Here is a 22,531-nt window from a genome sequence, read left to right as displayed (position 1 = left end):
TCGGGCCGTGGAGGCTTGTGATGAGGGAGGCTGTGATGTCCGGGATGGTGTTGGCCGATGATTCGCTGATCAACCTGTTCCCCGATCCCGCGTGGGATGTGGCGGGGTTCCGTGACCTGGCGGGAGGCGTGATAGCGGTGTGCCTGTACGCGGCGGTCGCGATGGTGATCGTCGGCGTGCTGACCCTGCTGCCGGGCCTGATCACGAACAACATGATGGAGCGCGCCTTCTCGTGGAAGCGTCTGCTGTGCGCGTTGATGATCCCGTTGACGATCGGCGCGGCGACGAGCGGGTTCGCGTGGGGCGCGGGCGCGTTCGGCACGGACGGGCTGGCCGTGAACGACTCGTACCAGTCCGCGAACGGTCATCCCGACTGGAAGGGCGTGAAGAACGACGAGGCGAAGAAGTCGGACGATCTGGGCGGCGTGGTCCGGCAGTTGGGCGAGGACATCGCGAACCGTGTGGGCAAGGCCGCGGGCGACGCGATCGACAAGGCCCTGTCGACGGGCAAGAAGGCGTGGCAGTGGCTGTCCGGCGGCGACGGGAAGGGCAACGTGTTCCAGAAGGCCGGGGACGCCGCGTCCGGGGCCTGGGACTGGCTGTCCGGCGGCGACGGGAAGGGCAACGTGTTCGAGAAGACGGGCCAGGCGGCGGGCGACCTATGGTCGTCCCTGTTCGGCTGAGCCGTCCGGCCCGTTATCGGCGTCGGGCGTCGTACGGGCCCGGTGGCGGTGGGGAAAGGAGGGTGAATCATGACCATTATTCATCCAATCGCCGCCACCGCGTCCGATATCGTGCTGGCGTTGACCGACAACGACCTGTCCGGGTTCTCCGTGTCCCCGAACTGGACGTTCTTCCCGTTCATGAGCCTGGTGTCGAACATCGTGGGCGGCCTGTGGGCTTTGGGCATCTTCGTGGCGACGGCCGCGTGGATCATCGCCGCGTTCTCCTGGGTCGTGTCCAAGGCGATCCACAACAGCACGATGCAGCAGTACAGCGGCATCGTGTTCGTGTGGATCGCGCTGGGCATGATGCTGCTCGGCTCGGCCATGGCGATCGTCAAGTTCGCGTCCACGCAGGCCCTGTTCTGACCTCGGGGCCCGTCCCCTTTTCCTCCGGGCCCGTCCCGCCGTCGGGGCGGGCCCTTTCCTTTCTTTGCTGTTTTTCCGTTGTTGGGAGGCTGTCGTGGGCGATGTCGTCGAGGCGGTGCTGCAGAAGCTGTTCCCGTGGATGCTGGATCCGATGGGCAAGGCGTTGCAGGGCATGATGGTGGGCGCGTTCTCGTCGACCGCCGGGTCCGTGTCGTACGCGGAGTGGAACGTGGCGATCACGGCCGCGAACAGGATCGGCTGGGTGATGGGGTTCGTGAACATGCTCATATGCGCGGTGGGCGCGGTGCATGCGGCCGTGAAGGCCAGCCCGGCGGAGTCGGTCAAGTCGTTCGCGATGGCGGTGCTCGCCTGGCCGTTGACCGCGATCTGCGTGAGCGTGATGATCACGTGCGAGGGGATCGTGAGCCTCCTGTCCGCGAGGATCCTCGCGGTGGGCGCGGACACGACCAAGGGCCGGGGCATGGAGTCGATGGTGTCGGCCATGTTCAAGAAGATCCTGGAGCAGGCGTCCGTCCTGCATTCGCTGACGATGCTGCTCGTCTATCTGGTGTTGTTCGTGGGCGTGTTCCTCCTGTGCTGCATGCTCGCGGCCCGCACCCTGTGCCTGGTGCTGCTGGCCGCGGTCGCCCCCTTGCCGGTGATGAGCGCCGGCTGGAAGGCGACCCGGCCGGCGATGCGCCGCTGGCTTTCGGCCGTGGTGGGCGTGATGCTGGCCAAGCCGTTGGCCGCGCTGGTGATCACGGTCGGGTCGGCGCTGATGACCTCGCAGACCACGTCGGGCGTGGGCGAGGGCAGTTTCTGGGATCTGCTGGTCGGCATCGCCGCGATCTACATGGCCTGCTATTCGCCGAAGATGATCATGCCGGTCGTGCAGTTCCTGGGCGACGACCGGAGCATGGGCATGCAGCAGGCCGCGAGCCAGGCGGGCCGGAACGCGCTGGTGACCGCGGCCCAGCTGACCCGGCAGGTCGTGACCGCGGCCGCCGGGGTGGCGACCGGCGGGGCCGCGGCGGCGGGCGTGCAGTTGCCCGGCATGGCGCAGGGCGGCCTGGCCGCCCTGACCGGCCAATGGGGGCAGGTCGGCGAACAGGCCGGAAAAATGCTCGCCGGCTCCAAGGCCGACGGCAAGGACAAGGATGATGGCGGCGGGGCCCGGGATTCCGGCGCCCATGCCGCCGACCCGTCGAAGGACGACGGGTACGAGCCGCCGGTCTCCGCTCCCCCGGGCCCGGATGGCTCGGCCATTCCGTCGCCCGATGGCGCGTCGTCCGCCGGAACCGCGCCCGGCGGCGAGGGAGGGGACGGTGGCCGGGGCGTCGCGGGCCTTGACGGTTCGGACGGTGCCGACGGGATCGGCGGCGAGGGCGGCCTGGGCGGTGCCGGCGGCGAGGGCCGGACCGGATCGTCCGGCGCTCCGGGGTCTCCGGGCGATCCGGGGCTTCCCGGGATGCCCGGACCGGACGCGGTGCCGGCGCCCCCGGTCTCGCCACAGTCGCCGTCGGGCCCGGTCCTGGCCTGACTTATCGATGAGGTGCCGGGTGGCGTCCCCGTATGGGCGGGGATCGCGCCCGGCCCTTTTTTCTTGTTTGATCGGAGGTTGCTGATGGTGGATGCTGACGGCAGGGACGACGGGGCGAGGGTGCCCACGGCGGCGTTCAGCCGCCTGTCGGCCACGAACGTCTTGTTCGGGTGGACATGGCCGCAGATCGGCGTGGGCCTGGCCGGCCTGGTCATGGTCGTGGGCGGCGCGGCGGCGGGCATGGTGCTGCCGTTGATGCTCGCGGGCGGCGTGGTCATGGCGTACGGGCTGATCCGTTACGAGGGGTTGAGCCTGATGGCGTGGACGTACGTATGGCTGGCGTGGCGGCGGCGTGTGCGCGACGGGTCGACCCGATGGTCGGCGAGCCCGCTCGCCTCGGGCCGGCCGGCGGGCGTGCTGGGCGTGTGGGGCCAGGTCGGGTCCCGGGCCCAGGTGGTCGAGGGGTCCGGCGTGGAGGTGGTCGGAACCCCGTTCCATGGCGCCTGCTACCTGTTCGACCCGGAACGCCGGCGGGCGACCGCGGTGCTCGCGTTGAAGGTCGAGGAGTGGACGTTGAGCACGGATGCGTCGAAATCGTCGCGCGCGGCCGCCTTGAACGATCTGACCGCCCGTCTGGCGGACACGCCGGGAGTGGTCGAGCTCAAGGAGACCGCGCTCCTGCTGCCGGGAGCCGCGCCCGCGCCGGATCTGCCCGACGATGGCGGGTCGCCGGAGTGGATGCGCCGCGACATGGCGGAATTGTGGGCCCTGCCGGAGGTCATGACCCCGTTGGCGAACGTGAGCTACGTGTCCGTGACCTGCGACGTGGACCGGCTCAAGGGCGTGGACCGCGCCCGGGGCCGGCTCACGGAACGCGATCGGGTCGGGGTCGCGTTGGGCGACCTGGTGAAGATGACCGTCGCCCCGGCCCTGGTCGAATGCGGGGCGCGTCCCGGTTCGGTGCGCTGGTGCGGACTGGACGACCTGCGCACGCTGATCCGGTCGGTTTCGGATCCGGCCGGCAACGCGGACCGTCCTCCGGTCACCCGCGACGAGCCGACGCTGGGCTGGTGCGAGGAGAGCCTCGACGGGGAGAGCGTGACCCTGGAATCGTGCGTGGCGCGCACCTGGTGGGTGACCCAGTGGCCCGACCGGCCCGTGCCGGCGGGCTGGACGCGCGACATCCTGCAGGGCGGCAGGATGATCGCCCTGACCCATATCTGGAGGCCCATGAGCATGGAGAAAAGCGAGAAGGACCTGCGTGACCGCGAGTCCAGCATCCTGCAGCGCGACACGTTGCAGAACCAGCGGAAACTGTCGCGCGACGAACGCCGTGAGCGCCGCGAGCAGCGGCAGCGAGAGGCGGAGCAGGACGCGAACTGGCCCGACACCGACCATCAGGGGTTCATCACCCTGTTCGCCCCGGACCGCGACATGCTGGCCGTGTTCGAACGCGACCTGCGCGTGCGCGTCGGCAAGTACCATCTGCGCCTGTCCGGCCTGCGCGGACAGCAGCGGCAGGCGTTGACCGCGGTCCTGCCGCTGGGGTTGTGACCATGGGCGCGCACGGCCAGGAGGACTGGTTCGACGAGGTCATGCCCGGGTTGGACGACGGGCGGCCTGGTGGGAAGCGGCGTTTTCCGTGGCCCGGCCGGCATGGGAAGGACGACGGGGACGAGGCCGAGGCCCGCACCAGGCCCCGTATCGGGGTGCGTGTGGGCGTGGCGACGGTGATCGTCACGGGTCTCATGGTCGGGGCCGGGCTGACTGCGGGCATGGTCTCCGCGAACCGGCGCGAACGGCTGGCCGACGCGTCGGCGGCGTGCGAGCGGTCCGCCCGGGCATGGTCCGCGGGATCGGCCGCATGGGGCCGGGACCGCGACCGGATCATGGGATCGGTCGACCTCGACGCGCTGCGCGCCACGGACCCCGATATGGCGGGCTCCCTCGAACGGCTTTCCTCCGATCCGGCCACGCCGGCCGGCTGCACGGCCGGAGGCGACGCGGCAACGCTCGACGCGGACGCGAAACGCATCTCCAAGGCCGCCGACATGCTCGCGAAACGGTCGGAACGGCTGGAAAAGGCCGTGGCGAAGGCCGGACAGACGGTCGGCGACGCCGAATCGTCACGGGCCAGGAGCCGGCTCGAACGGGCCGTGGCCGACGCGCGGGGCCTGCTGGCGGGGAGCACGGCGGACCAGTACAAGGTGCCGTACCTGTACCGTCGGCTCGAACAGCTCACGGAACAGGCGGCGGGGCTGCTCGACGACGGGTCCGCGTCCCCGGAGGACATGGACCGGCTCTTCCAGGGCATCGACTCCATGGTCGCCTCGCTCGCCTCCGGCACGCGATGACGGGCCGCCATACGGTTATCGGCCCGGCGCACGCGTGTACGGACAAACGGATCAGGAAACAGGAAGGAATCGGTCATGTCGTGTCGGTCAGAGCGTTCCGGACTCATCGAACGCACCATCCTCGCGCGATCAATGGGGGCGGGCCGATGATGCACCTCATACTCGTGATCGCCGTCGTTTTCGTTTTCGCCGCGTCCTGTCTGCTGACGTTCGGCCTGTGCCGCGCGGCCACGCGCCGCGACATGCTTGAGGCCCGTTGGCGTGAGGAGTCGGCCGGTTCCGTGGGTGAGGAGAGCCATGAGAGCGCATGAAACGCTTGAGCGTGCCGGGCGTCAGGGCGGCTTCCCGGCCCGTGGTTCCGCTTCGGGCCTGTTGGCGGCCTGCCCGTCGGACGGCAGCCACGACTTCTACCTGTCGATGATGCTCGACGTTCCCGTGCCGCGCGTGCCCATGCTGCGCGCACGTCTGCAAGACTCCCGCCGAGGGGCGCAACGCGCATCCGACGTACAGGAAGCTGGCCGCGTGGTGCAAGTGCAGCGTGGGCACGGTCAAACGCCATTTGTCCTGGCTGGAAGGGGGACGTGTGGTGATGGAGCAGCGGTTCCGTCTGCGTGACGGTTCGCCGGTCGTGCCGCGCTGGCGCCGTTGACGATATAGGCGTCCTTCGTGGGTGTCGGCGTCGGCGATCATGTGCTTTTTCCGTTCAGGGAGGTTTCGTATGGTTGATGCTCCTGCCGGGGTCCGTGCCGGCAAGGCCGGGGGTCCGCATGGGTTGCGGGTCCTGTCCCCGGCCGATCCGGGGTATGTGGAGTGGTGCCGGTCCGGCATGCCCCAGAGGATCCGTCTGCTCAAGCTCGCCGCCGAGAAACGCCGCCGGATCGAGCAGGGCGTGATCTGTCCGAAATGCCATAGGCGCCGGGTCCGTGCCGGCGACACGTTGTGCGCCCAGTGCCGTCACTTGGAGGATCTGCCCCGCTGCCGGGAATGCGGGAGGCGGACGAGCCGTCCCGTGGACGGGTTGTGCGCCCGATGCCTGAAACTGGTCCGGGAACAGGCCAGGCCGATGTGCCCGAAATGCGGCAGGTGCCGGTGCCTCGAGGGCGAGGACATGTGCGGCAGGTGCCGGGCGCACCGTGTGTTGCCATCCTGTTCTCGTTGCGGCGCGCCGCGGCGGAAGGGCTCGCCGGACGGGTTGTGCGGCCGATGCCGGCAGCTCCTTTCGGGGAAGGCGAGGACATGAATCTGGCGGACGTGGCCTTGGAGGCCCTGTACGTGCTGGGTGTACTGATGTGCTGCGCGCTCCTGTCCCGCGAGGAGGGCTCGCGCGAGGGCCTGGGTTCGCGTCGCGCCCGCCTGTTCATGCTGGCGTTGGCGGTGGAGGCGATGCAGGCGGGGTTGGGTTCGCTCGCGTTCCGGGAGCCGTGGGGCGCGCCGTTCGCGCCCTGGCAGGCGTTCGACCTGGCGGGCGCGGTCCTGGCGGACCTGTTCCTCGCACGGGCCCTGCTGCGCGGCGACGGGAATCCCGGCCCGGACTACCGGTGACGCGTACCGCCGGTCATTCCTCCCGTTCGTGTTCGTGTTCCACCTCGAAGCGGATCTTGAGCCGCGTACGGCCGCGGCGGGCATGGCGTGCGGCGCGGCTTCGCCCGCCGCCGTTTTCCCGGAGGCCGTGGCGGGTGTGGCGTCCCCGCGCACGGACGCGGGCAAGAAGATTTCTTGCGGCCGCCATGACGCGCAGGAGCGACAGCGCCACGAGGCAGCCGATGGTGAGCAGCGCCACCAGATCGTGGTTCCGGGCGGCGGGCAGGTTCAGGATGATTTCGAGGATGTCGAGCATGGCCTCGACCAAGTTTCTGATGTATTCCATGTGCCGTGGTATGCGTTCGCTGGCCATGTTTATGCTCGCAGCCGATTCTGGTAGACCTTCAATCTGCGTACGATGCCCGGTGTCGACAATGCCTACACGGAATTGGCCCTGTCGTTGGTCGGCGACTGGCTCACCCATGTCTCCGAGAAGGCGGCGTGTTTCCGTCTTTGCCGAACCGACGATATCCAGACCGTATGAGTCTGGCTTGGTGACCCCCGATATGCGTGTTTCCGGGTGCAACCATTACGGGTATCATGCCGGGAAACGGCTTGTCATTGGGAATGCATGGGGATATGTTTAATCGGGTACCCCGATATATGTAGGGTGGGTCATAGGAGGATGGCATGAGAGAGAACACACTGAGGAACGCTCCTCTCGACGGGCTGAGCATCACGCTGACCTGGTCCATACCGGAAAACCCGCCCTCACAGGGTCCGGAGGATTTCTTCTCGAATTATCAGCTTCGTTTCAAGGATTCCCAGCCCGATAGTTCGATTATCTGCATCGTCAAGAACGACGGCTGGTCCACAGGCGATTACCCATACAGCTACCAGCTGCAGAACGAACGGGAAGGCATCAGCTTCGACCTGGACGTCGACCGGTTCCGCATCGACATGACAAAGCCGGATAACTATTCCAACTGGGATTCCTTCGCTCCCGTCATCGAATCGGGCATAGACATACTTCTACAGGCATTGAATAAGACCGTGGGTGCCACGTGCTTCGATTCGGTTTCCATCCGGTATGACGACTGGTTCCCGACGGAAATCACAGGAAGGGATTCCTCCCATTTCATCAGGGACGTTCTTGGTTTTTCCATCGCCCTTCCCGACCGGATTGACGAAGGATTCCCTTCCAAAGGTGATGAATCGGTCCAGGCATACGTCAATCGGCATCTCGCCGGCTGCGGATTGGACGCGACCATCAAGGTGGCGGACATGACACGCATCGCCGGACGCCCCGCGGATCCCAGTCGTGCAGGCGTGGCCCTGATGATGCAGATCTCGAATCGCTCGTCCATCGACACGGACCTGCGTTCCGTGATGGATTCCCTGTCGGAGGAACATGACATCGCGCATAGAATGTTCTTCACCCTCATCGAGCCGATAAGGGACACGTTCGGCGTTGGGGAGGACCAATGAAAACAGCCGAACTCTTGGAGACGCTTCGGACGAGGCAGCCCCTGTCCTGGAGACAGGTGAGGGACCGTCTGCCGCTCTCGCTTCCCCGCCAATCGCGACTCGATCTGGCATCAGACGACAGATACCCGCAGGAATCGGACTACGGCGGCGGGTCGGCCATCGTGGATTTCCTGGACATGAAAGATGGCTGGGCCGGCCCCGGCACGTTCGCGCCCTCCCGGATGATCATTCGGAACGCGCGCGCCTTCCTGTCCCGGGTCTCCGCTGTCAGCCGTATCGTGCCATGCGTTTCCCCTTCCCCGAGAGGAACCATCAACATCACCTATTATCTGGATGAGGACAGGGACATATCCGTCGAGGTGGGCGACGACGAGCTGGCTTCGTCCACGAACCTTGACCGTGATGACCTGTTCCTTGTCTGGAACCGGGATGATGCCATCCCACGGCAGCTTCTGGAGGCTTTGGCCCAGGGACGCCCTTTGACCCGTTCCTGGAATTCCCCGTCCCGTGGATGGTCCGTCAGATGACGTCCGCGGAGGATTATCCGGATCATGTGGACGATGCGGAGCAATTACTTCGGGCCGTTCTGACCAGGCATCACATCGAACGTATCCCATTGCCGGACGGTACGTTACGACTCAGAATCTCCCGGGATTTCTTCCTGCCATTCAGATCCGATGAAATCGGACTATCCGCGTTCAGGGAGCTGGCCGGCAAGGATACGATTCGCAGGCATGCGGATTCCATGTTCAGCTATTGCGGATTCGGTCGCACCCAGTGCGCGGATATGCGAGAGATCGATGCGGAGGTTGAAGCCGCCCCCATTCCAAAGGCTCCGGAGCACGCGAACATCGATCTCAGCGGGCTGCTGACCGAAGAGGATATTCGCTTATATCAGGCGGCCTCCGAGGCCACGCCTCATGGAAAGATCCGTCCGGTCAATCCTCATGCATGCCGCAAGGCCTATGCCGTGCTGGATCTGTTGAGGGAACGATTCACCGTGGAATGGGATCCGGAATCCAAAGGTTATCGCAAGGCCATCCGTCGGCCCCGATGATTCCTCACGCCGCCGGCATGGACGGGATCCAGCGTACGCCGCCCTTCTGTGGCTCCTGGTTGCCGTGGCTTGCGTGTACTGAAGGGGAGCGCCGCCGGTCCGGCTTCCCCTTCCGCTCCCCCGATATCGGCGGATTGTCGGGTGGATGGCATGCCGGGCGGCGGGATCGCCGGCCGTGGAACAGGATGTGTTCATGCGGACCGTCCCTCTCTCCCGGAAGGGGGTGCCGGCGGCTGGTCCGATGATGGGAAAGGAACGAGGATGAGCGAAGAGGACAAGGTGCCGTCCCCGGACGGCGTGGGCGTGGTGCCCGAGCCTGAGACGGTTCGCAGGCGTCCGAAGTGGCTGGCACCCGTGGCGGCGGGTTGCGTGCTGGTGCTGCTCGCCGTGGGCGGTGTGGCCGGCTGCCGTGTGTGGTCGGCGCGCGAACTGGCCGAGGCGAGGGAGGCTTGCGCCGTGGCGGCGGACGGGGTGCGTGGCGCGGCGAACGACTACAACGCGCTCGTCAACGGGAAGGCCGCCGACGCCTCGGCGGTCGCCGCCGACCAGGTGAAGGACGCGAGGACCGTGGACGCGCTGGCCAAGGCGTTGAAGACCACGGCTCCCGAGTATGAGGGGTGCTTGGCCGGTTCCAAGGCCGGTTTGGACGAGGCGACGTCGAAGCTCGACAGGCAGGCCGCCTGGTACAAGACCCATGCCGCATCGCTCGGGAAGGCCGTCAAGGCGGTGGAATCCTCGAGGCTGGACAGGACGGTCGAGGACGCGGAGAAGCTGCTCGCCGATTCGAAGGGCAGGGTCGCCGACGAGAAGACCCGTAGCATGTTGGAGCAGGCCATCAAGGACAGGGACGCGGACGCGATCGGCGAGGCCGTGAACGCGGTGGACGGGTCGGTCAAGGCCAAGGCGAAGGCCGACGCCGACGCGAAGGCCAGAAGGGAGGCCGAGGAGAAGGCCCAGGCCGAACAGGAGGCCCAGGCGCAGGCGCAGCAGCAGGCCCAGTCCTATGGCGGCGGCTACTCGTACGGCGGCGGCACCGGCTACACCGGTGGAGGCTACACCGGCGGCGGCTACACGGGAGGAGGCTACACCGGCGGAGGCACGTACACGCCGCCCGCGACCGGAGGCGGCAACGGTGGGGGTTCCGCCTCCAGCGGACCAATCAGCGGAGCTCAAGGGTGCGGCAACAGCTGTACCGGCACGGATGACGGTTACTATCATCATTGATTCGTGAATAATATGCCTTGTTCGATTAGTTCGAACAAGGCATTATTGTTTCTGTTGAATTCGCTTATAAATATTCAACGGCTTAGGAGATGGGAGAGGTCCTTCGCTTCTGCGAAGGACCTCTCCCATCTCTTTTTTACTCCCTGTGTTTTTCCTGTGATATCGGTGTGATTTCCCGGCCTGTGCGGGTGGGGGTCGTGGAGTCCGGCCTGTGGGACGGGTTCCGTGAGGGGCGGGAGAGGCCCGTCCTGTTGATCAACACAGGGAGGAGACCCTTATGGGTTTTCGTCATGATAGGGCGTCGGCCGGGCGGAGTCATGAACCGCTCGCGCGTGGCGCGCATGGGGCGGGGCCGGCACGCACGGTGCTTGCCGGCCTGGTGGCCGTGGCCACGCTGGCCACGGGCGGCCTGGTGGCGTCGACCGCGTATGCGGGCGGCGCGGGAGACAACCGTCCGGGCGGCGCGACCGGCGGCCTTCCCGCGGGCATGTTCTGGCAGTACAAGGACGACGCGTCCGGCAGCTTCGGTCCGGCCGCGAACGCCGACGGCTCGCCGCGCATCGCGTCGGTGGAGGCCGCGTACAAGCGTGCCGGCGTGAGTGTGGTGAACGACGGCGTGTACGACGGGCCGGGGGCGATCCGCGATACGTTGCGGGGCGCGCTGTCGAAGTGCGTGGCCGGGTTCCGTCAGCGTCATCCGGGCGAGGGCGACGGCGACTGCCGTGTCGTGGGCGGGGGCTCGGTCGCCGGCCAGCAGGGCGGCAGATGGGTGTACAACGGGTCCGGCGGCTATTCGGCGAGCAAGTGGTACTCGTCCTGGGACTCGCAGATCAAACCCGGAACTTTCCAGTATGGGAGCATCGTCTACAAGACTTCTTATCCGTTTGATGATGATCCGTCGACCAGCGTGGACAAGATCGCGTATGACAACATCGCGCGGGCCGGCGCGACGCCGAACCTGATCATCATCGTGCTGGACAAGTACCAGCCGAAGCCGCCGACCTATCATCTGAGCGTGAGCACGCAGGCTGCGGAGATGTCGGGCCAGGCGGGCGACACCAAGGACGCTTCGGACACGATCACCCTGTCCAGCGACGGGTCGAAGACCGAGAACGTGAACGGCACCGCGACCCTGCACTGGCGTGGCATCGACGGCACCGAGAAGACGGTGGCGAAGCAGTTCACCGCGTCCAACAAGGGCAGCGCCACAGTGAGCGCGTCCTTCAAGGACATGGACGCCTCGTGGGAGTCGTGGCCTGCGGGCAAGCGCTGGTGGGACGTTGACGTGGCGAAGCAGGGCAACATGGCCGAGGCGGTCTCCCACAAGGGAGAGAACGACGGCAAGGAGTCCGGCGAGAAGAACCCCACCCCGCCGTCGAAATGGCTGACCAACGAGGCCGGCGACACGGTGCGGGACGGCAACGACTCCATCGCCTCCGGTTCGCTGTACACCGCGCACATCAAGGCGCATTCCAACGCCTCCGGCAAGTTCTGGATCTACGACACGATCGACACCAGGGACGTGGTGATCGGCGGCACCGAGCAGGACGACGTGAGCAAGGTGACCGTGACCGACGCGAACGGCAACATCGTGCCGGCGGACATTTCCATCGACGATTCCATCGATGGCAAGCGCGTGGTCAAGGCGCACGCCACCGCCCCGCATTCCGGCCTCTACACGCTGAACGTGCCACAGTCGGCCAAGCCCACCGGCGGCGACTACAAGATCAACGACGGTTCCGTGGCGTGCTGGAACGGAGACAACGGCACCGGCAGCCTGGCCGACTGCCAGACCGGCAACGGCGACGGCGTGGGCAAGGTCACGCCGACCCCGGACAAGGTGTGGGTGCTGGACGAGTCCGGCGCGCTCGTGGCCGAGGACAAGCAATGGACCAACCAGCAGGGTGTCGATCAGAAGACGTTCCTCGTGGGCGACCAGGTGGGCGTGGTCGTCAACGGCAGCATCCCCGCGCACCTGCTCAACCCGCTGGCATCCTATTCCATCACCGATGATCTGACCGGTTCGAACCAGTGGATCGACTGGAAGTCCGGCAAGGTGTTCGTCGACGGCAAGGACGAGACCGACCAGTTCGATATCGTGATCGACCGGAAGGCCGGGACCGCGACCGCCACCGCGAAGTCCGCCTACATCGCGAAGACGATGTTCAGGAACAGCGCGAGCAAGGTCAGGTTCTACCTGACGGGCACCATCAAAAAGGGTGCCACCGAGGGCAGGAAGATCCAGCTGACCAACAAGGCGTACGAGAAGTGGAACAACGAGACCCGACCGACCAACGAGCCGCCGGTGTTCGTGTGGACACCCAACCCCAACAAGGCGTGGGCCATGAAGGTCGGCGGCAAGTGGCAGCTGACCGTCGATCCGGCCAAGAGCGACAAGGTGGGCGGCGACGACAAGTACTACCGTCTCGGCGACGAGGTGGCGGCGGTCGTTTCCGGCACCCTGCCCACAGGATTGGGCCGCGTGCCCGAGATCGCGTGGACGGACGACTTCGCCAACGTCGATAGCATCCTCGATCTGAAGGACACCTCCAGCATCAAGGTCTACGAGCAGGACACCACCGACGAGGCCAACGCCGGCGTCAACGACCTGAACAAGACCGGCAAGGACGTGACCGACCAGTTCGACATCACCGCCGAGGGCACCAAGGTCACGGTCAGCGCGAAGGACTCCTACGAGGCCGCGCAGAAGGACCTGAAGACCGCGAAGCAGATCAGCGTCGTGATCCCGTTCGACGTGAACTTCGACACCGTGAAGCTGCTCGAATCCTACGGCAAGGCGGAGGGCGACGAGCTCAACACGTGCGCGGACCCGAAGGGCGACGACCTCGACAACAAGGGCGGCCAGACGGTCGGCGGCAGCACGGTGGACACCAACACGCCGAAGATCTGCGTGACCGTGCCCCCGATCCACAAGCAGGTCATCGCCGAATCCTCCCAGGGCGGCGACCAGTCCAGCATCGACGCCAAGACCGTGTTCCCCGGCCAGACCGTGGAATACACCGTGCGCGTGGACCCGCAGATCCCCGCGGACCAGGCATATTCGGTGACCGCCATCAAGCTGAGCGACACCTATTCCGAGTACACCACCGCGAACAAGCAGACCCTGGAGATCACCGACCTGGGAACCGGCGGCATCATCCCGAAGAGCGCCTACAAGGTGCAGTGGGACGAAGCCAACCACTCGTTCGAGGCCACGTTCGCCAGGGACTGGGTTGCCGCCAACTGGAAGGCCGGCTCCAACCCGCGCGTGCTGCTGCGCTTCGAGGCCAAGGTGAACGAGGACGCGCCGACCGACAAGACCGTCGGCAACAAGGCCGCGCTGACCGTCAACAACGGCGTCACCCCGTCCAACAAGGTCGAGAACGAGCCGCCGGTCATCAAGCCCTCCAAGCAGGACACGCAGAAGGACCCGACCATCAACATCGACGGCAAGACCGCGCTGCTGGGCGACAAGGTGTACTACCGCGTCAACATCGACGCCTCCAGGCTCACCGACACCGCCTACAAGGTATGGCGCTTGGGCATGACGGACGACTACGACCAGGAGTACCTGACCCTCGACGCCAAGCACGTGGAGATCCTTGACGAGACCGGCAGGGACCGCACCGGCGAGTTCAACATCCAGGACAAGGACGGCGTGCTCTACACGTTCGCCAAAACCGTGGACACCCAGATCCCCGCGACCGGCGAGACCGTGAAGGGCGACCCGCAGCCCGCCGACCTGAAGGCGTACAGCGAGAAGTCCGACAAGGATTACGACCCGTTGAAGGATCCGAGCATCGACCAGTCGCTGCTCGGCCACACCTACCAGGTGGTCATGCCGATGACCGTCACCAAGGTCAAGGACGGCCACACGGTGGAGAACACCGCCACGCAGGTCACCAACGACAAGCGTGACAAGACCAACACCGTCTCCAACCCGTTGAAGGAGATCAACCCGAAGAAGGACGTGACCGTGAAGGTCGGCGGCGACAGCGTCGACGGCAAGAGCGTGTATTTGAACAGCACGTTCCTCTACCAGCTGGATTCCAGCATCCTGCCCGCGGACCGCGCCTACCAGAAGATCGCGAACTGGGGCATCACCGACCAGCTCGACCCGGCGTACGACAAGGCGACCGGCCAGTGGGCCGTGTACGCGGCCCGCGACCTGTACCGGGGCGGCGAGGCCATCGCCAAGAAGGGCGAGAGAATCGCCGGCAGCGGCTTCGACAGCTCGAGGCTCGGCGGCGACATGTTCGCCGCAAACATCGACCCCTCCACCGGCCTCGTGGACATCCAGGCCACCCAGGCGTACCTGGACCTCGTGTCCGCGGACGACGCGCACGAGCAGGGCTGGCGCGCCTACGTGCAGGTCACGCGCGTGAAGGTCACCGACCGCCACGAGAACGTGTTCACCGAGCACGTGAACGGCAAGGACCTGACCAGCAACATCGTGTGGACCCGCACCCCTGACCTGACCCCGGGCATCAAGCTCGAGAAGTGGGACAGGAGGAGCGGCTGGCCGAAGGGCGACCGCGACGACTCCAAGGACGCGCTCGACGGCGCGAAGGACGGCGACGTGATCGTGTTCACGATCACCAACACAAGCAAGGACGAGGACGGGCACGGCGCATGGTTCAAGGCCAGCGACCTGAAGCTCGAGGACCACACCATCGTCGGCGACGGCGAGGTGAAGGACCTCAAGTACCCGGACAACTGGTCCACGCTGGTCCTCAAGCCCGGCCAGAGCGTCGAGGTGACCGGCACGCTCACCGGATTCACCAAGGACAGGCACACCGACCGCGCCAAGGTCACCGGCACCCCGTTGGTCGAATGCCCCGTGGTGGACAAGGACCCGTTCGGCGACGCCTCCGGCAAGCCGTCCACAGGCGGCGAGGCCGGCGACGGCGACGGTCCCAGGCAGGTGACCGTCGGCGATCGCACGCTGTGCGAGGACACGCCCGTCGAGTCCAACACCGACGACTGGAACGGCCGCCGGTCGCTGCTGGGCGAGACCGGTTCCGCGATCCTGCCCGTCGGCGTGGGCGCGCTGCTCATGGCCGGCATCGGCGCCGCCGTCGTGATGGTCCGCCGCCGCAAGTCGGCGCATGACGACAAGGACGCGGCCCTCATGCCGCGCCACGCCGCCTGACCCACTGGGGCCCGTCCGATGCGCGTCGCCGCGTGGAGGGCCCTTTTCCCGGGGCCGGCGTCCCGACCGGGACGCCGTCCCCTCATCCACGCAACGACATCGATCACTCTCATGAGGAACAACAAGATCGTGACGGCAATGGCCTGCGCGGCCGCGAGCATGCTGGCCGGCCTGACACTGGCTCCATCCCCGCCGTCCGACCGTCACCCGACCGGAGACGGTCGGACGGCGTGAGCCGGGAACTCTCCTGCAAACCGTACTTGGGACCCATCCCCCACACCATTGGAACAGCCGTATTCATTCACGGCACATCCCCGAAAGGAACCGAAAGACGATGAAACCCGGTCTGAGAAAGGTCGCCGCGCTCATACTCGCGTCCGTGACGCTGTTCGGCTCAGGCGCGTCGGCCGTGTCCGCCGCGTATGCGGACGATACGACCATGGGCACGTCCACGCGAATCCAAGCCGAACCCGACAAGACGACCACAGGCGGCGACGAGGCCGCGACGAAACCCGACGCCGGTTCCGGCGACGAGGCCGGAACCGGCGTGGACAAACAATCCGGCACCGGTGCGCCCGCGCAATCCGCTCCGCAGGCGGATGCGGGTCAGGCCGCGCCGGACGTGACCATCCACGACATGCTCGACACGGACAGCGCCGCTGTGAGCAGGCTCAGGCTCACCGACCGCATCACCGGCACCGCCCCGTTCGACAAGGACAACGAGCGCGGCGACGACACGGACGAAACCAACGACATCGTCCGCTCCTACGACACCGTGACCTACGACTACGAGTACACGCTCACCCCCGACTCGACCATGGACTACTATCGGCGCACGCGCGTCGGCTTCCGGTTCGAACTGCCCTACCCGAAGGACAAGGTCACGTTCGACGCGGAGAAGATGGGCTGGGTGGACCATACGCCCGGCTACGAGCCGAAACTCACCACGGAAACCATCAACGGGACCGTCACGCAGGTGTACACCTGCTACCGTCTGTTGGAGCCGACCAGCCAGTCGCCGACCGTGAACCCCGGCACCGGTTCCATCGGCCTGTCGGTCGCCGTCAAGGGCGCGCCCCACGGCTACCGGTTCCATCCGACCGTCAAGGCGTGGCCCGCATGGGACGCCTCGAACCCGACGAACACGGGCACGCACAAACGGGCAGAGGACACGCCGAAGGATGTGACCGTCAGCGCGAAACTCAACCTGAACGTGCGCATGGTCAACTACGGCAACGTGGACAGGGGCGTGTTCGACTTCTCCTCGGGCGCGGCGAACGCGCCCAACAAGGATGAGGGCAAGGTGACCGGCTTGGGTTTGGGCATCGCACTCGTCACGGAGATGCGTTGGCCCGACCGGACGAAGGGGTTGAAGGGGTTGGAGGCTCCGTCCGGCAGGATCACCTATAGGCTTCGCCTGTCCAACCAGTATTCGGATGATACGAAGGCCGGGACGAAGCATCCGATGGAACGCCGTTGGCAGCCGTTGCTCTACGATTACGGGCATATCGACAACGAAGATTCGAAGTATGGGCGGACGTTCGCCTGGATGGGAGACCTACGGTATCAGGCTCCGGGAGTCGCCGACCGTGCCGACGGGAACGACCGTGTGGCGCGTGGAAACACGACAATCACGACCACGACCGGCGGGCAGGGCACGGACGTGACCGTCTCGTTCGACGGCTACGACACGTCCGCCTTCCCCATCCACAATAAACTGAATGGCACACATAATAAATGCAGCACGGATTACATGACGTCGGACTGCTCCACCATGCAGGTCGGAGCCATCCACACGGACGTATTGCAGTTCGTCACACCCACCAGCCGTGACGGCCGGACCGTCGCGCAATATTACGGGAACGTGGACCAGACGGCCAACATCACCATGGACGACATGGGATTGACGGCCACCGGCGCCAGCGGAGACCGTCTCGCCACGGCGGAAGACAATTCGAACCAGGCCTCCACCGGTGACGACCATGCGGGTTCGGCCATGACCGTCCGCATGCCGGGCACGTACAGTACGCGCGTCCGATACACGTGCTGGAACAACGACAGATCATGGAACGATGCGGGCACGAGCGGCGACTGGACGCAACCCGACTACGGCAACGGGTCCGACAGTCTCATACAGGGGTCGAAACTACGCCTCCAAATAGGCCACAACATCACCATCCAGTCCGAAGGCGACGCCGAAGTGATGGGCATGGGCCTGGTCAAACTCGACCCGAACAGCATCGAACCGGTGGACGACCATCCCGACACGCAGCCGACCATCCCCATGAACGTTTTCACGTGGGGCGCGAGGGCGGCCAAACGGAGGAACCAAATCCCCTACTGGTACGCCGTCAAAAAAGACGGTACCGGCTGGAAGGACTACAGGGAGCAGCGCGACACGAAAATCAGCGGCCTCGACTACTATCCGACCCTCAACGAGGCGAAAACCCATGGCACGATAGTCGGCATGCTGTTCGAAGACCACAACACGGTGGACCCGACCGGCACGAGCTTCAACCGAACATTCACGCCGATCGTCTCCCTGCCCGCCCGCATCCTCGACACCGCGAGAATCGGCACGGTCACACCCATCGTCGCCGAAACCGCCTACTGGACGCGCAACAGCCTCGCCCGGACCGCGAACCTGAACGCGGACGCGCCGGACACGCAATGGCAGCAATGGTCCGACAATCTCGCCACCCGACTGCCCGAATACGCGAACAGCGTGAAACCCGACCTGACCTACAGCGGCGACACGTACCGTCCCGCCACGTTCGACGACAACGGCTCCTATCAGGGCGGCGACACCGCCGACACCCTGAAAGGCGACAGCCTGTACATAGCCGGCGAAACACCGCACATCGCCAAACAGGTCGCGCAGACCAACGAGGCCGGCAACGTCAAAACCGTCTACGATTTGGACAAGGAACAGCGTGCGGTGGACTGGAAGCTCACCGCCACCGCCGACACGTCCACGACCACGGACGGCGGACAATACACGACCGACTACATCATCACCGACACGCTGCCCAAGGGCCTGACCTACGTGGACGGTTCCATGACGGTCGGCGGCCAATACTCGCAGCATACGCCCGACAAGGGCACGGTCACCGGCGGCACGCCCGTCACGCCGACGATCGTCGCAAACAAGGACGGCACCACCACCATGACCATCAGGGTGAACGGGGCGCGCGCCGACTCCGGCACGCAGACCGTCATCCACTATTCCACCACCATCGGGGACGCGTCCGACCCCGACCATGACGTGAGGAACAACGATTCGTTCACGAACCATGCGACCATCCAGTCGAAACGCAACATGGCTCCCCCATTGGCTCCAAAAGCGCAGATAGCCGACATGACGGTTCGCGTGTCCCGCACGCGCGCGTCCTCGTTGGCGACCCGCGCCGATCCGCTGCTGAACGACATCAACCGCCCGTTGGGATACAGGAACATGCTGGGCAAAACTTCTCCAAGGACGAGAAGACCGACCCGTATGCGGTGGACGTCATGCCCTGCAAGGGCTTGAACCAGTCCAACTATCACGGCGACTACACTCTGGCCGGACTCACCGTCAAGGCGGGTGCGGGCGCAAGCATGAACGGCGTCAAAGTCTACTTCACCACCGACCAGAAATGGCGCAACGTGGACGCGACGAAGATAACCCGCGAACAGGTCCAACAATGGACCGAAGCCACGGTGAATGCGACCACAGGCAAGGTGACCATCCCCGACGGCTACAGCAAGCCGGTGGCATGGGCGTTCACCTCGCCAAGCCTGCCCGCCAACGCCCGCTACGATTTCAGCCTGAGCATCAAGCCTACAGGCAACAAGGCGGCGGACTCGTACGTGAACCGGTGGGCGGACGGCGACAACAAGGTGGACGCGGTCACGCAGGTCGTGGAACGCAAGGTCAACGGCGTCGCATGGTTCGACACCAATCATGACGGCATCCGACAGGATTCGGACAGGCTTCTCGCGGACGTGACCGTCACCCTCGTGGATGGCAACGGCAGGACAGTCACCAGTGTGGACGGCAAACCCTGCACCGCCACAACCGACAGGAACGGCCACTACGAAATCGGTTCCATCCCGGCAGGTTCCGGGTTCAGACTCAGGTTCACGCCGAAAACCGGCACCGCTTGGCACGGCCTGTCCGTCACCGTCAAGAACTCGAAGGACGCCAGCGAGGCGACCGACTCCGACAGCGACCAAGAGAACGATTCGCACGGCAACATGGTCGCCGGCGTCATCACGCTGAAACCGCTCCCCGCGTTGGACGAGATGACGTCCGCCGTGTACGAGGATCCGAACGAGGACCACGGCATGAGCGGCACGCTCATACCCGCCGTTCCAGCCACGTTCAAGGCGGTCAAGGTGCTGGACGGGCGTCCGAACGGCGCTTGGACCGACAGGGACAGGTACGTCGCGGACGTCACCGCGTTGGACGGCGCGCCCGCCAGCGCGGTGCCCTCCACCATCACGTTCGCCGACAACAGGACGCAGGCGCTCCAGATCAACTCCAACGCTTTCGCCAAGGACGGCGTCTACCGGTATCAGGTCCGGGAACGTAGGGGCGACAACCCGGGCGTCGCCTACGACGACCGCACGTGGGTCCTGACCGTCACCGTCCAGGACGATCTGACCACGTTCACGCGTCGCATCACCGCCAACACGACGTGCGACGGCGTGCAATCCGACGCCATCCAGTTCACGAACACGTACAAGGCGCAGCCGGTCAGCGTCCGATTCCGCGCCCGCAAGACCCTCGCGGACCCCGATCATACGGGCGTCCGACTGCAGGCCGGACAATACGAGTTCACATGCGTCGAGGACAAGACAGGCGGCCAGGTCGGCACGGCGAAGACCAACGACCAGCGGGGCGACGTCCTGTTCGACGCCATCTCCTACACGCGGCCGGGAACGTACGACTACACCATCCGGGAAACCCCCGGCGACAGGGGCTGCGTCACATATGATGCCGCGAAACATCATGTGACAGTCACCGTCACCGACGATGGGGAGGGGCAGCTGCTCGCCGACGTGAAATACGACGGCGGGACCGCCATCCAGTTCACGAACACGTACCGGGCGCAGCCCGCCACGGACAATCCGACCGCGGTGAAGGCCGTCTCCGCGTCCGAAGGCAACCACTATAAGCTCAAGGGCGATGATTTCACGTTCACGCTCCACCGCGTGACCGCGCCCGACGGCGTCACGGCCGAAGCCGACCAGACGAAGACCAACGACGCCCGGGGCAACATCAGGTTCGACCAACTGTCGTTCCCGTTGCCCGGAACCTACGTGTACACCGTTTCGGAACGGGACGTCACCGTCCCCGGCGTCACCAAGGACGGCACCGTCACCACCATCACCTACACGGTCAAGGACGTCGACCATGCCGGACGGTTGAAGGTCGTCGATAAGACCATCACCCGTTCGGACGGCAAGACCGCGGACGGCATCCGATTCGACAACACGTACAATCCGCAGGGCGTCGGCTGCACGCTTGGCGGCGTGAAGACCATCATCAACGCGGATACGGCGACCAACCGCATCCCACGGGATGGCGAGTTCACGTTCGCACTCACCTCGCATGACGGTGCGCCGATGCCCGAGGGATCGAAGGACGGCGTGAAGACCGTCGCCAACACCGGCACCGGTTTCTCGTTCGGACGAATGGACTACGACAAGCCCGGAACCTACGTGTACACCGTCACCGAACAGGCCGGACGTGACCCGACCATCGGGTATTCCACCCAAGCCTATGACGTGACCGTCACCGTCACCGATCAAGGCGGCATGCTCTCGGCCTCTGTCGACCGTCAGGCCACGGACGTCCGATTCGACAACACGTACACGCCGACACCCGTTGACGTGACCGTGAAGGCGGACAAGCGTCTGACCGGACGTGATTTGAACGATGGCGAGTTCGCCGCCGAATTGAAGGATTCCGACGGCAACCTCCTCCAGACCAAACGGTTCGCCCGCGTTCCACGCGACGCGCAATCCGACAAGGCGACGAACGTCCGCGAAGGGGAAGGAACCCTCGAATTCGACAAGCTCACGTTCGACCGGGCCGGCGTGTACACGTACACCGTGACCGAACAGGACGGCAATCTGGGCGGCGTCACCTACGACAGGACCGTCCACACCGTCACCGTCACCGTCACCGAGGACGCGAAGACCCATCGGCTCGTCGCCGCCGTCTCCTACTCCAACGGCGAGAGCGGCGAGGAAGGCATCCTCTTCCGCAACACGTACCGTCCGGGGAACGTCGTGGTCGAACTCGCGGCCAGGAAGAACCTGACCGGACGCGGGCTGAAGGCCGACGAATTCGAGTTCGAACTCGTGGACAAGGACGGCAATCCCATCGACACCGAACGGAACGACAAGGACGGTGACATCCGGTTCAAACCGCTCACCTACAGTCGTGACAACAACGGCATCGACGATTGCGGCGAACACCGGTACGTGATTCGGGAAAGGAACACCGGCGAGAAGAACGTCACCTACGACAGGACGGAACACCACGTGACCGTCACCGTGGGCGACGACCTGCAAGGCAATCTGACCGCCAAAGTCGAATACGACCCGACGGACGGGAAGACGAAGGATTCCGGCGCCATGCCCGCCACGCCGACCGACAAGACCAAGGGGGATGCCGTCGGGGACAAGCCGTCCGCGACCCCCGGCATGGTCACCGTCACCGGAACCCGACCCGAGTTCAACAACTCCTACATTCCACCGGCGACCCCGGCCATCGTGAAGACGATTCGCCAACTCGCCAAGACCGGCGTATCCGCGCCCACCGTGGCGTTGGCCGCGTTCACGCTCTTGGGAGTGGGATTGATGCTGTTCCGCCGTCGCGGAAACCAAACCGAGACCGCGCGGCACAGGAAGTGAGACCACGGTAGGCCAGTAGAAAGGCCGGGCGGGAGAGCTGATTCCCCGCCCGGCCTTTTCTTTTGCACCGGCTGCAAGGTGACGTCCTCCCTCTCGGCCGAAGCTGAACCGCACCCCGATTGTTGGACTGAAGAAATTCAGATTCGATGATCGGAGGTGCGGTTCTTTCGTATGCGTGAGGATCGAAGGAGACGTTAC

General features: G+C 65.5%; 15 protein-coding genes and 1 pseudogene. 15 read left to right on the top strand and 1 reads right to left on the bottom strand.

The genetic code is table 11. The features are described from left to right. Nucleotides 1–35: 35 nt before the first annotated feature. From FYJ31_RS04335 to FYJ31_RS12745, 8 genes are all read left to right on the top strand, one after another. Nucleotides 36–683: a hypothetical protein gene (locus tag FYJ31_RS04335; RefSeq protein WP_224063329.1), complete on the top strand. Its 648-nt coding sequence runs from the start codon at nt 36–38 to the stop codon at nt 681–683. Between the two features lie 69 nt (nt 684–752). Next, nucleotides 753–1,091, top strand: coding sequence for a hypothetical protein (locus FYJ31_RS04330; RefSeq protein ID WP_007052003.1), 339 nt, complete (start codon nt 753–755; stop codon nt 1,089–1,091). 94 nt (nt 1,092–1,185) lie between these two features. Next, a complete protein-coding gene (locus FYJ31_RS13035; RefSeq protein ID WP_154536084.1) occupies nt 1,186–2,631 on the top strand; it encodes a type IV secretion system protein in 1,446 nt (481 codons plus the stop codon). An 84-nt stretch (nt 2,632–2,715) separates the two neighbouring features. Next, nucleotides 2,716–4,185 (top strand): SCO6880 family protein, encoded by a 1,470-nt coding sequence (locus tag FYJ31_RS04320; protein ID WP_032735122.1) that lies wholly within the window; start codon nt 2,716–2,718, stop codon nt 4,183–4,185. A gap of 2 nt (nt 4,186–4,187) precedes the next feature. Continuing rightward, entirely contained in the window at nt 4,188–4,985 is a 798-nt protein-coding gene (locus FYJ31_RS04315) for a hypothetical protein (RefSeq protein ID WP_154536083.1), read from the top strand. A 146-nt stretch (nt 4,986–5,131) separates the two neighbouring features. After that, on the top strand, nt 5,132–5,296 hold the full coding sequence (locus FYJ31_RS12435) for a hypothetical protein (protein WP_007056998.1): 165 nt from the start codon (nt 5,132–5,134) through the stop codon (nt 5,294–5,296). Between the two features lie 203 nt (nt 5,297–5,499). Beyond that, complete coding sequence (locus FYJ31_RS13170) at nt 5,500–5,634, top strand: hypothetical protein (RefSeq protein WP_322972685.1); 135 nt, start codon at nt 5,500–5,502, stop codon at nt 5,632–5,634. Nucleotides 5,635–6,221: 587 nt separating this feature from the next. Continuing rightward, a complete protein-coding gene (locus FYJ31_RS12745; RefSeq protein ID WP_229773847.1) occupies nt 6,222–6,527 on the top strand; it encodes a hypothetical protein in 306 nt (101 codons plus the stop codon). A gap of 13 nt (nt 6,528–6,540) precedes the next feature. Here the strand turns inward: FYJ31_RS12745 and FYJ31_RS04300 are convergent, their stop codons facing one another. Next, on the bottom strand, nt 6,541–6,990 hold the full coding sequence (locus FYJ31_RS04300; RefSeq protein WP_154536080.1) for a hypothetical protein: 450 nt from the start codon (nt 6,988–6,990) through the stop codon (nt 6,541–6,543). Between the two features lie 206 nt (nt 6,991–7,196). On the opposite strand from FYJ31_RS04300, the gene FYJ31_RS04295 reads away from it, so the two are divergent. The 7 genes and pseudogenes from FYJ31_RS04295 (at nt 7,197) to FYJ31_RS13165 (ending at nt 22,333) form a co-directional block, all read left to right on the top strand. Then, nucleotides 7,197–7,994 (top strand): TIGR04255 family protein, encoded by a 798-nt coding sequence (locus FYJ31_RS04295; RefSeq protein WP_007051995.1) that lies wholly within the window; start codon nt 7,197–7,199, stop codon nt 7,992–7,994. Then, the gene (locus tag FYJ31_RS04290) at nt 7,991–8,521 is read left to right on the top strand and encodes a hypothetical protein (RefSeq protein ID WP_032684626.1); all 531 of its coding nucleotides are present in this window, start codon (nt 7,991–7,993) and stop codon (nt 8,519–8,521) included. The genes FYJ31_RS04295 and FYJ31_RS04290 overlap by 4 nt, the downstream gene beginning before the upstream one ends. Continuing rightward, on the top strand, nt 8,518–9,051 hold the full coding sequence (locus FYJ31_RS04285; RefSeq protein ID WP_154536079.1) for a hypothetical protein: 534 nt from the start codon (nt 8,518–8,520) through the stop codon (nt 9,049–9,051). The genes FYJ31_RS04290 and FYJ31_RS04285 overlap by 4 nt, the downstream gene beginning before the upstream one ends. 261 nt (nt 9,052–9,312) lie before the next feature. After that, complete coding sequence (locus FYJ31_RS04280; protein ID WP_154536078.1) at nt 9,313–10,275, top strand: hypothetical protein; 963 nt, start codon at nt 9,313–9,315, stop codon at nt 10,273–10,275. A gap of 277 nt (nt 10,276–10,552) precedes the next feature. After that, nucleotides 10,553–15,427, top strand: coding sequence for an LPXTG cell wall anchor domain-containing protein (locus FYJ31_RS04275; protein WP_229773846.1), 4,875 nt, complete (start codon nt 10,553–10,555; stop codon nt 15,425–15,427). Nucleotides 15,428–15,538: 111 nt separating this feature from the next. Then, nucleotides 15,539–15,661 (top strand): hypothetical protein, encoded by a 123-nt coding sequence (locus tag FYJ31_RS13030; RefSeq protein ID WP_256755718.1) that lies wholly within the window; start codon nt 15,539–15,541, stop codon nt 15,659–15,661. Between the two features lie 100 nt (nt 15,662–15,761). Beyond that, nucleotides 15,762–22,333 (top strand): annotated as a pseudogene (locus FYJ31_RS13165) (Spy0128 family protein). The last annotated feature ends 198 nt before the right edge of the window (nt 22,334–22,531 follow it).

It is taken from the genome of Bifidobacterium sp. WCA-178-WT-4B (assembly GCF_009696495.1).
GTDB classification, from domain to species: domain Bacteria; phylum Actinomycetota; class Actinomycetes; order Actinomycetales; family Bifidobacteriaceae; genus Bifidobacterium; species Bifidobacterium infantis.
Note: the sequence above shows the minus strand (reverse complement) of the source record. Positions and strands in the feature narration are given on the sequence as shown.

Bases quoted from the DNA above. Each gene is read 5' to 3' on its own strand.
- FYJ31_RS04330 (WP_007052003.1), top strand. From the start codon at position 753: ATGACCATTATTCATCCAATCGCCGCCACCGCGTCCGATATCGTGCTG.
- FYJ31_RS04300 (WP_154536080.1), bottom strand. From the start codon at position 6,990: ATGGGTGAGCCAGTCGCCGACCAACGACAGGGCCAATTCCGTGTAGGC.
- FYJ31_RS13030 (WP_256755718.1), top strand. From the start codon at position 15,539: ATGAGGAACAACAAGATCGTGACGGCAATGGCCTGCGCGGCCGCGAGC.
- FYJ31_RS12745 (WP_229773847.1), top strand. From the start codon at position 6,222: ATGAATCTGGCGGACGTGGCCTTGGAGGCCCTGTACGTGCTGGGTGTA.
- FYJ31_RS04275 (WP_229773846.1), top strand. From the start codon at position 10,553: ATGGGTTTTCGTCATGATAGGGCGTCGGCCGGGCGGAGTCATGAACCG.
- FYJ31_RS04285 (WP_154536079.1), top strand. From the start codon at position 8,518: ATGACGTCCGCGGAGGATTATCCGGATCATGTGGACGATGCGGAGCAA.
- FYJ31_RS04280 (WP_154536078.1), top strand. From the start codon at position 9,313: ATGAGCGAAGAGGACAAGGTGCCGTCCCCGGACGGCGTGGGCGTGGTG.
- FYJ31_RS12435 (WP_007056998.1), top strand. From the start codon at position 5,132: ATGATGCACCTCATACTCGTGATCGCCGTCGTTTTCGTTTTCGCCGCG.
- FYJ31_RS04315 (WP_154536083.1), top strand. From the start codon at position 4,188: ATGGGCGCGCACGGCCAGGAGGACTGGTTCGACGAGGTCATGCCCGGG.
- FYJ31_RS04295 (WP_007051995.1), top strand. From the start codon at position 7,197: ATGAGAGAGAACACACTGAGGAACGCTCCTCTCGACGGGCTGAGCATC.
- FYJ31_RS04290 (WP_032684626.1), top strand. From the start codon at position 7,991: ATGAAAACAGCCGAACTCTTGGAGACGCTTCGGACGAGGCAGCCCCTG.
- FYJ31_RS04320 (WP_032735122.1), top strand. From the start codon at position 2,716: ATGGTGGATGCTGACGGCAGGGACGACGGGGCGAGGGTGCCCACGGCG.
- FYJ31_RS04335 (WP_224063329.1), top strand. From the start codon at position 36: ATGTCCGGGATGGTGTTGGCCGATGATTCGCTGATCAACCTGTTCCCC.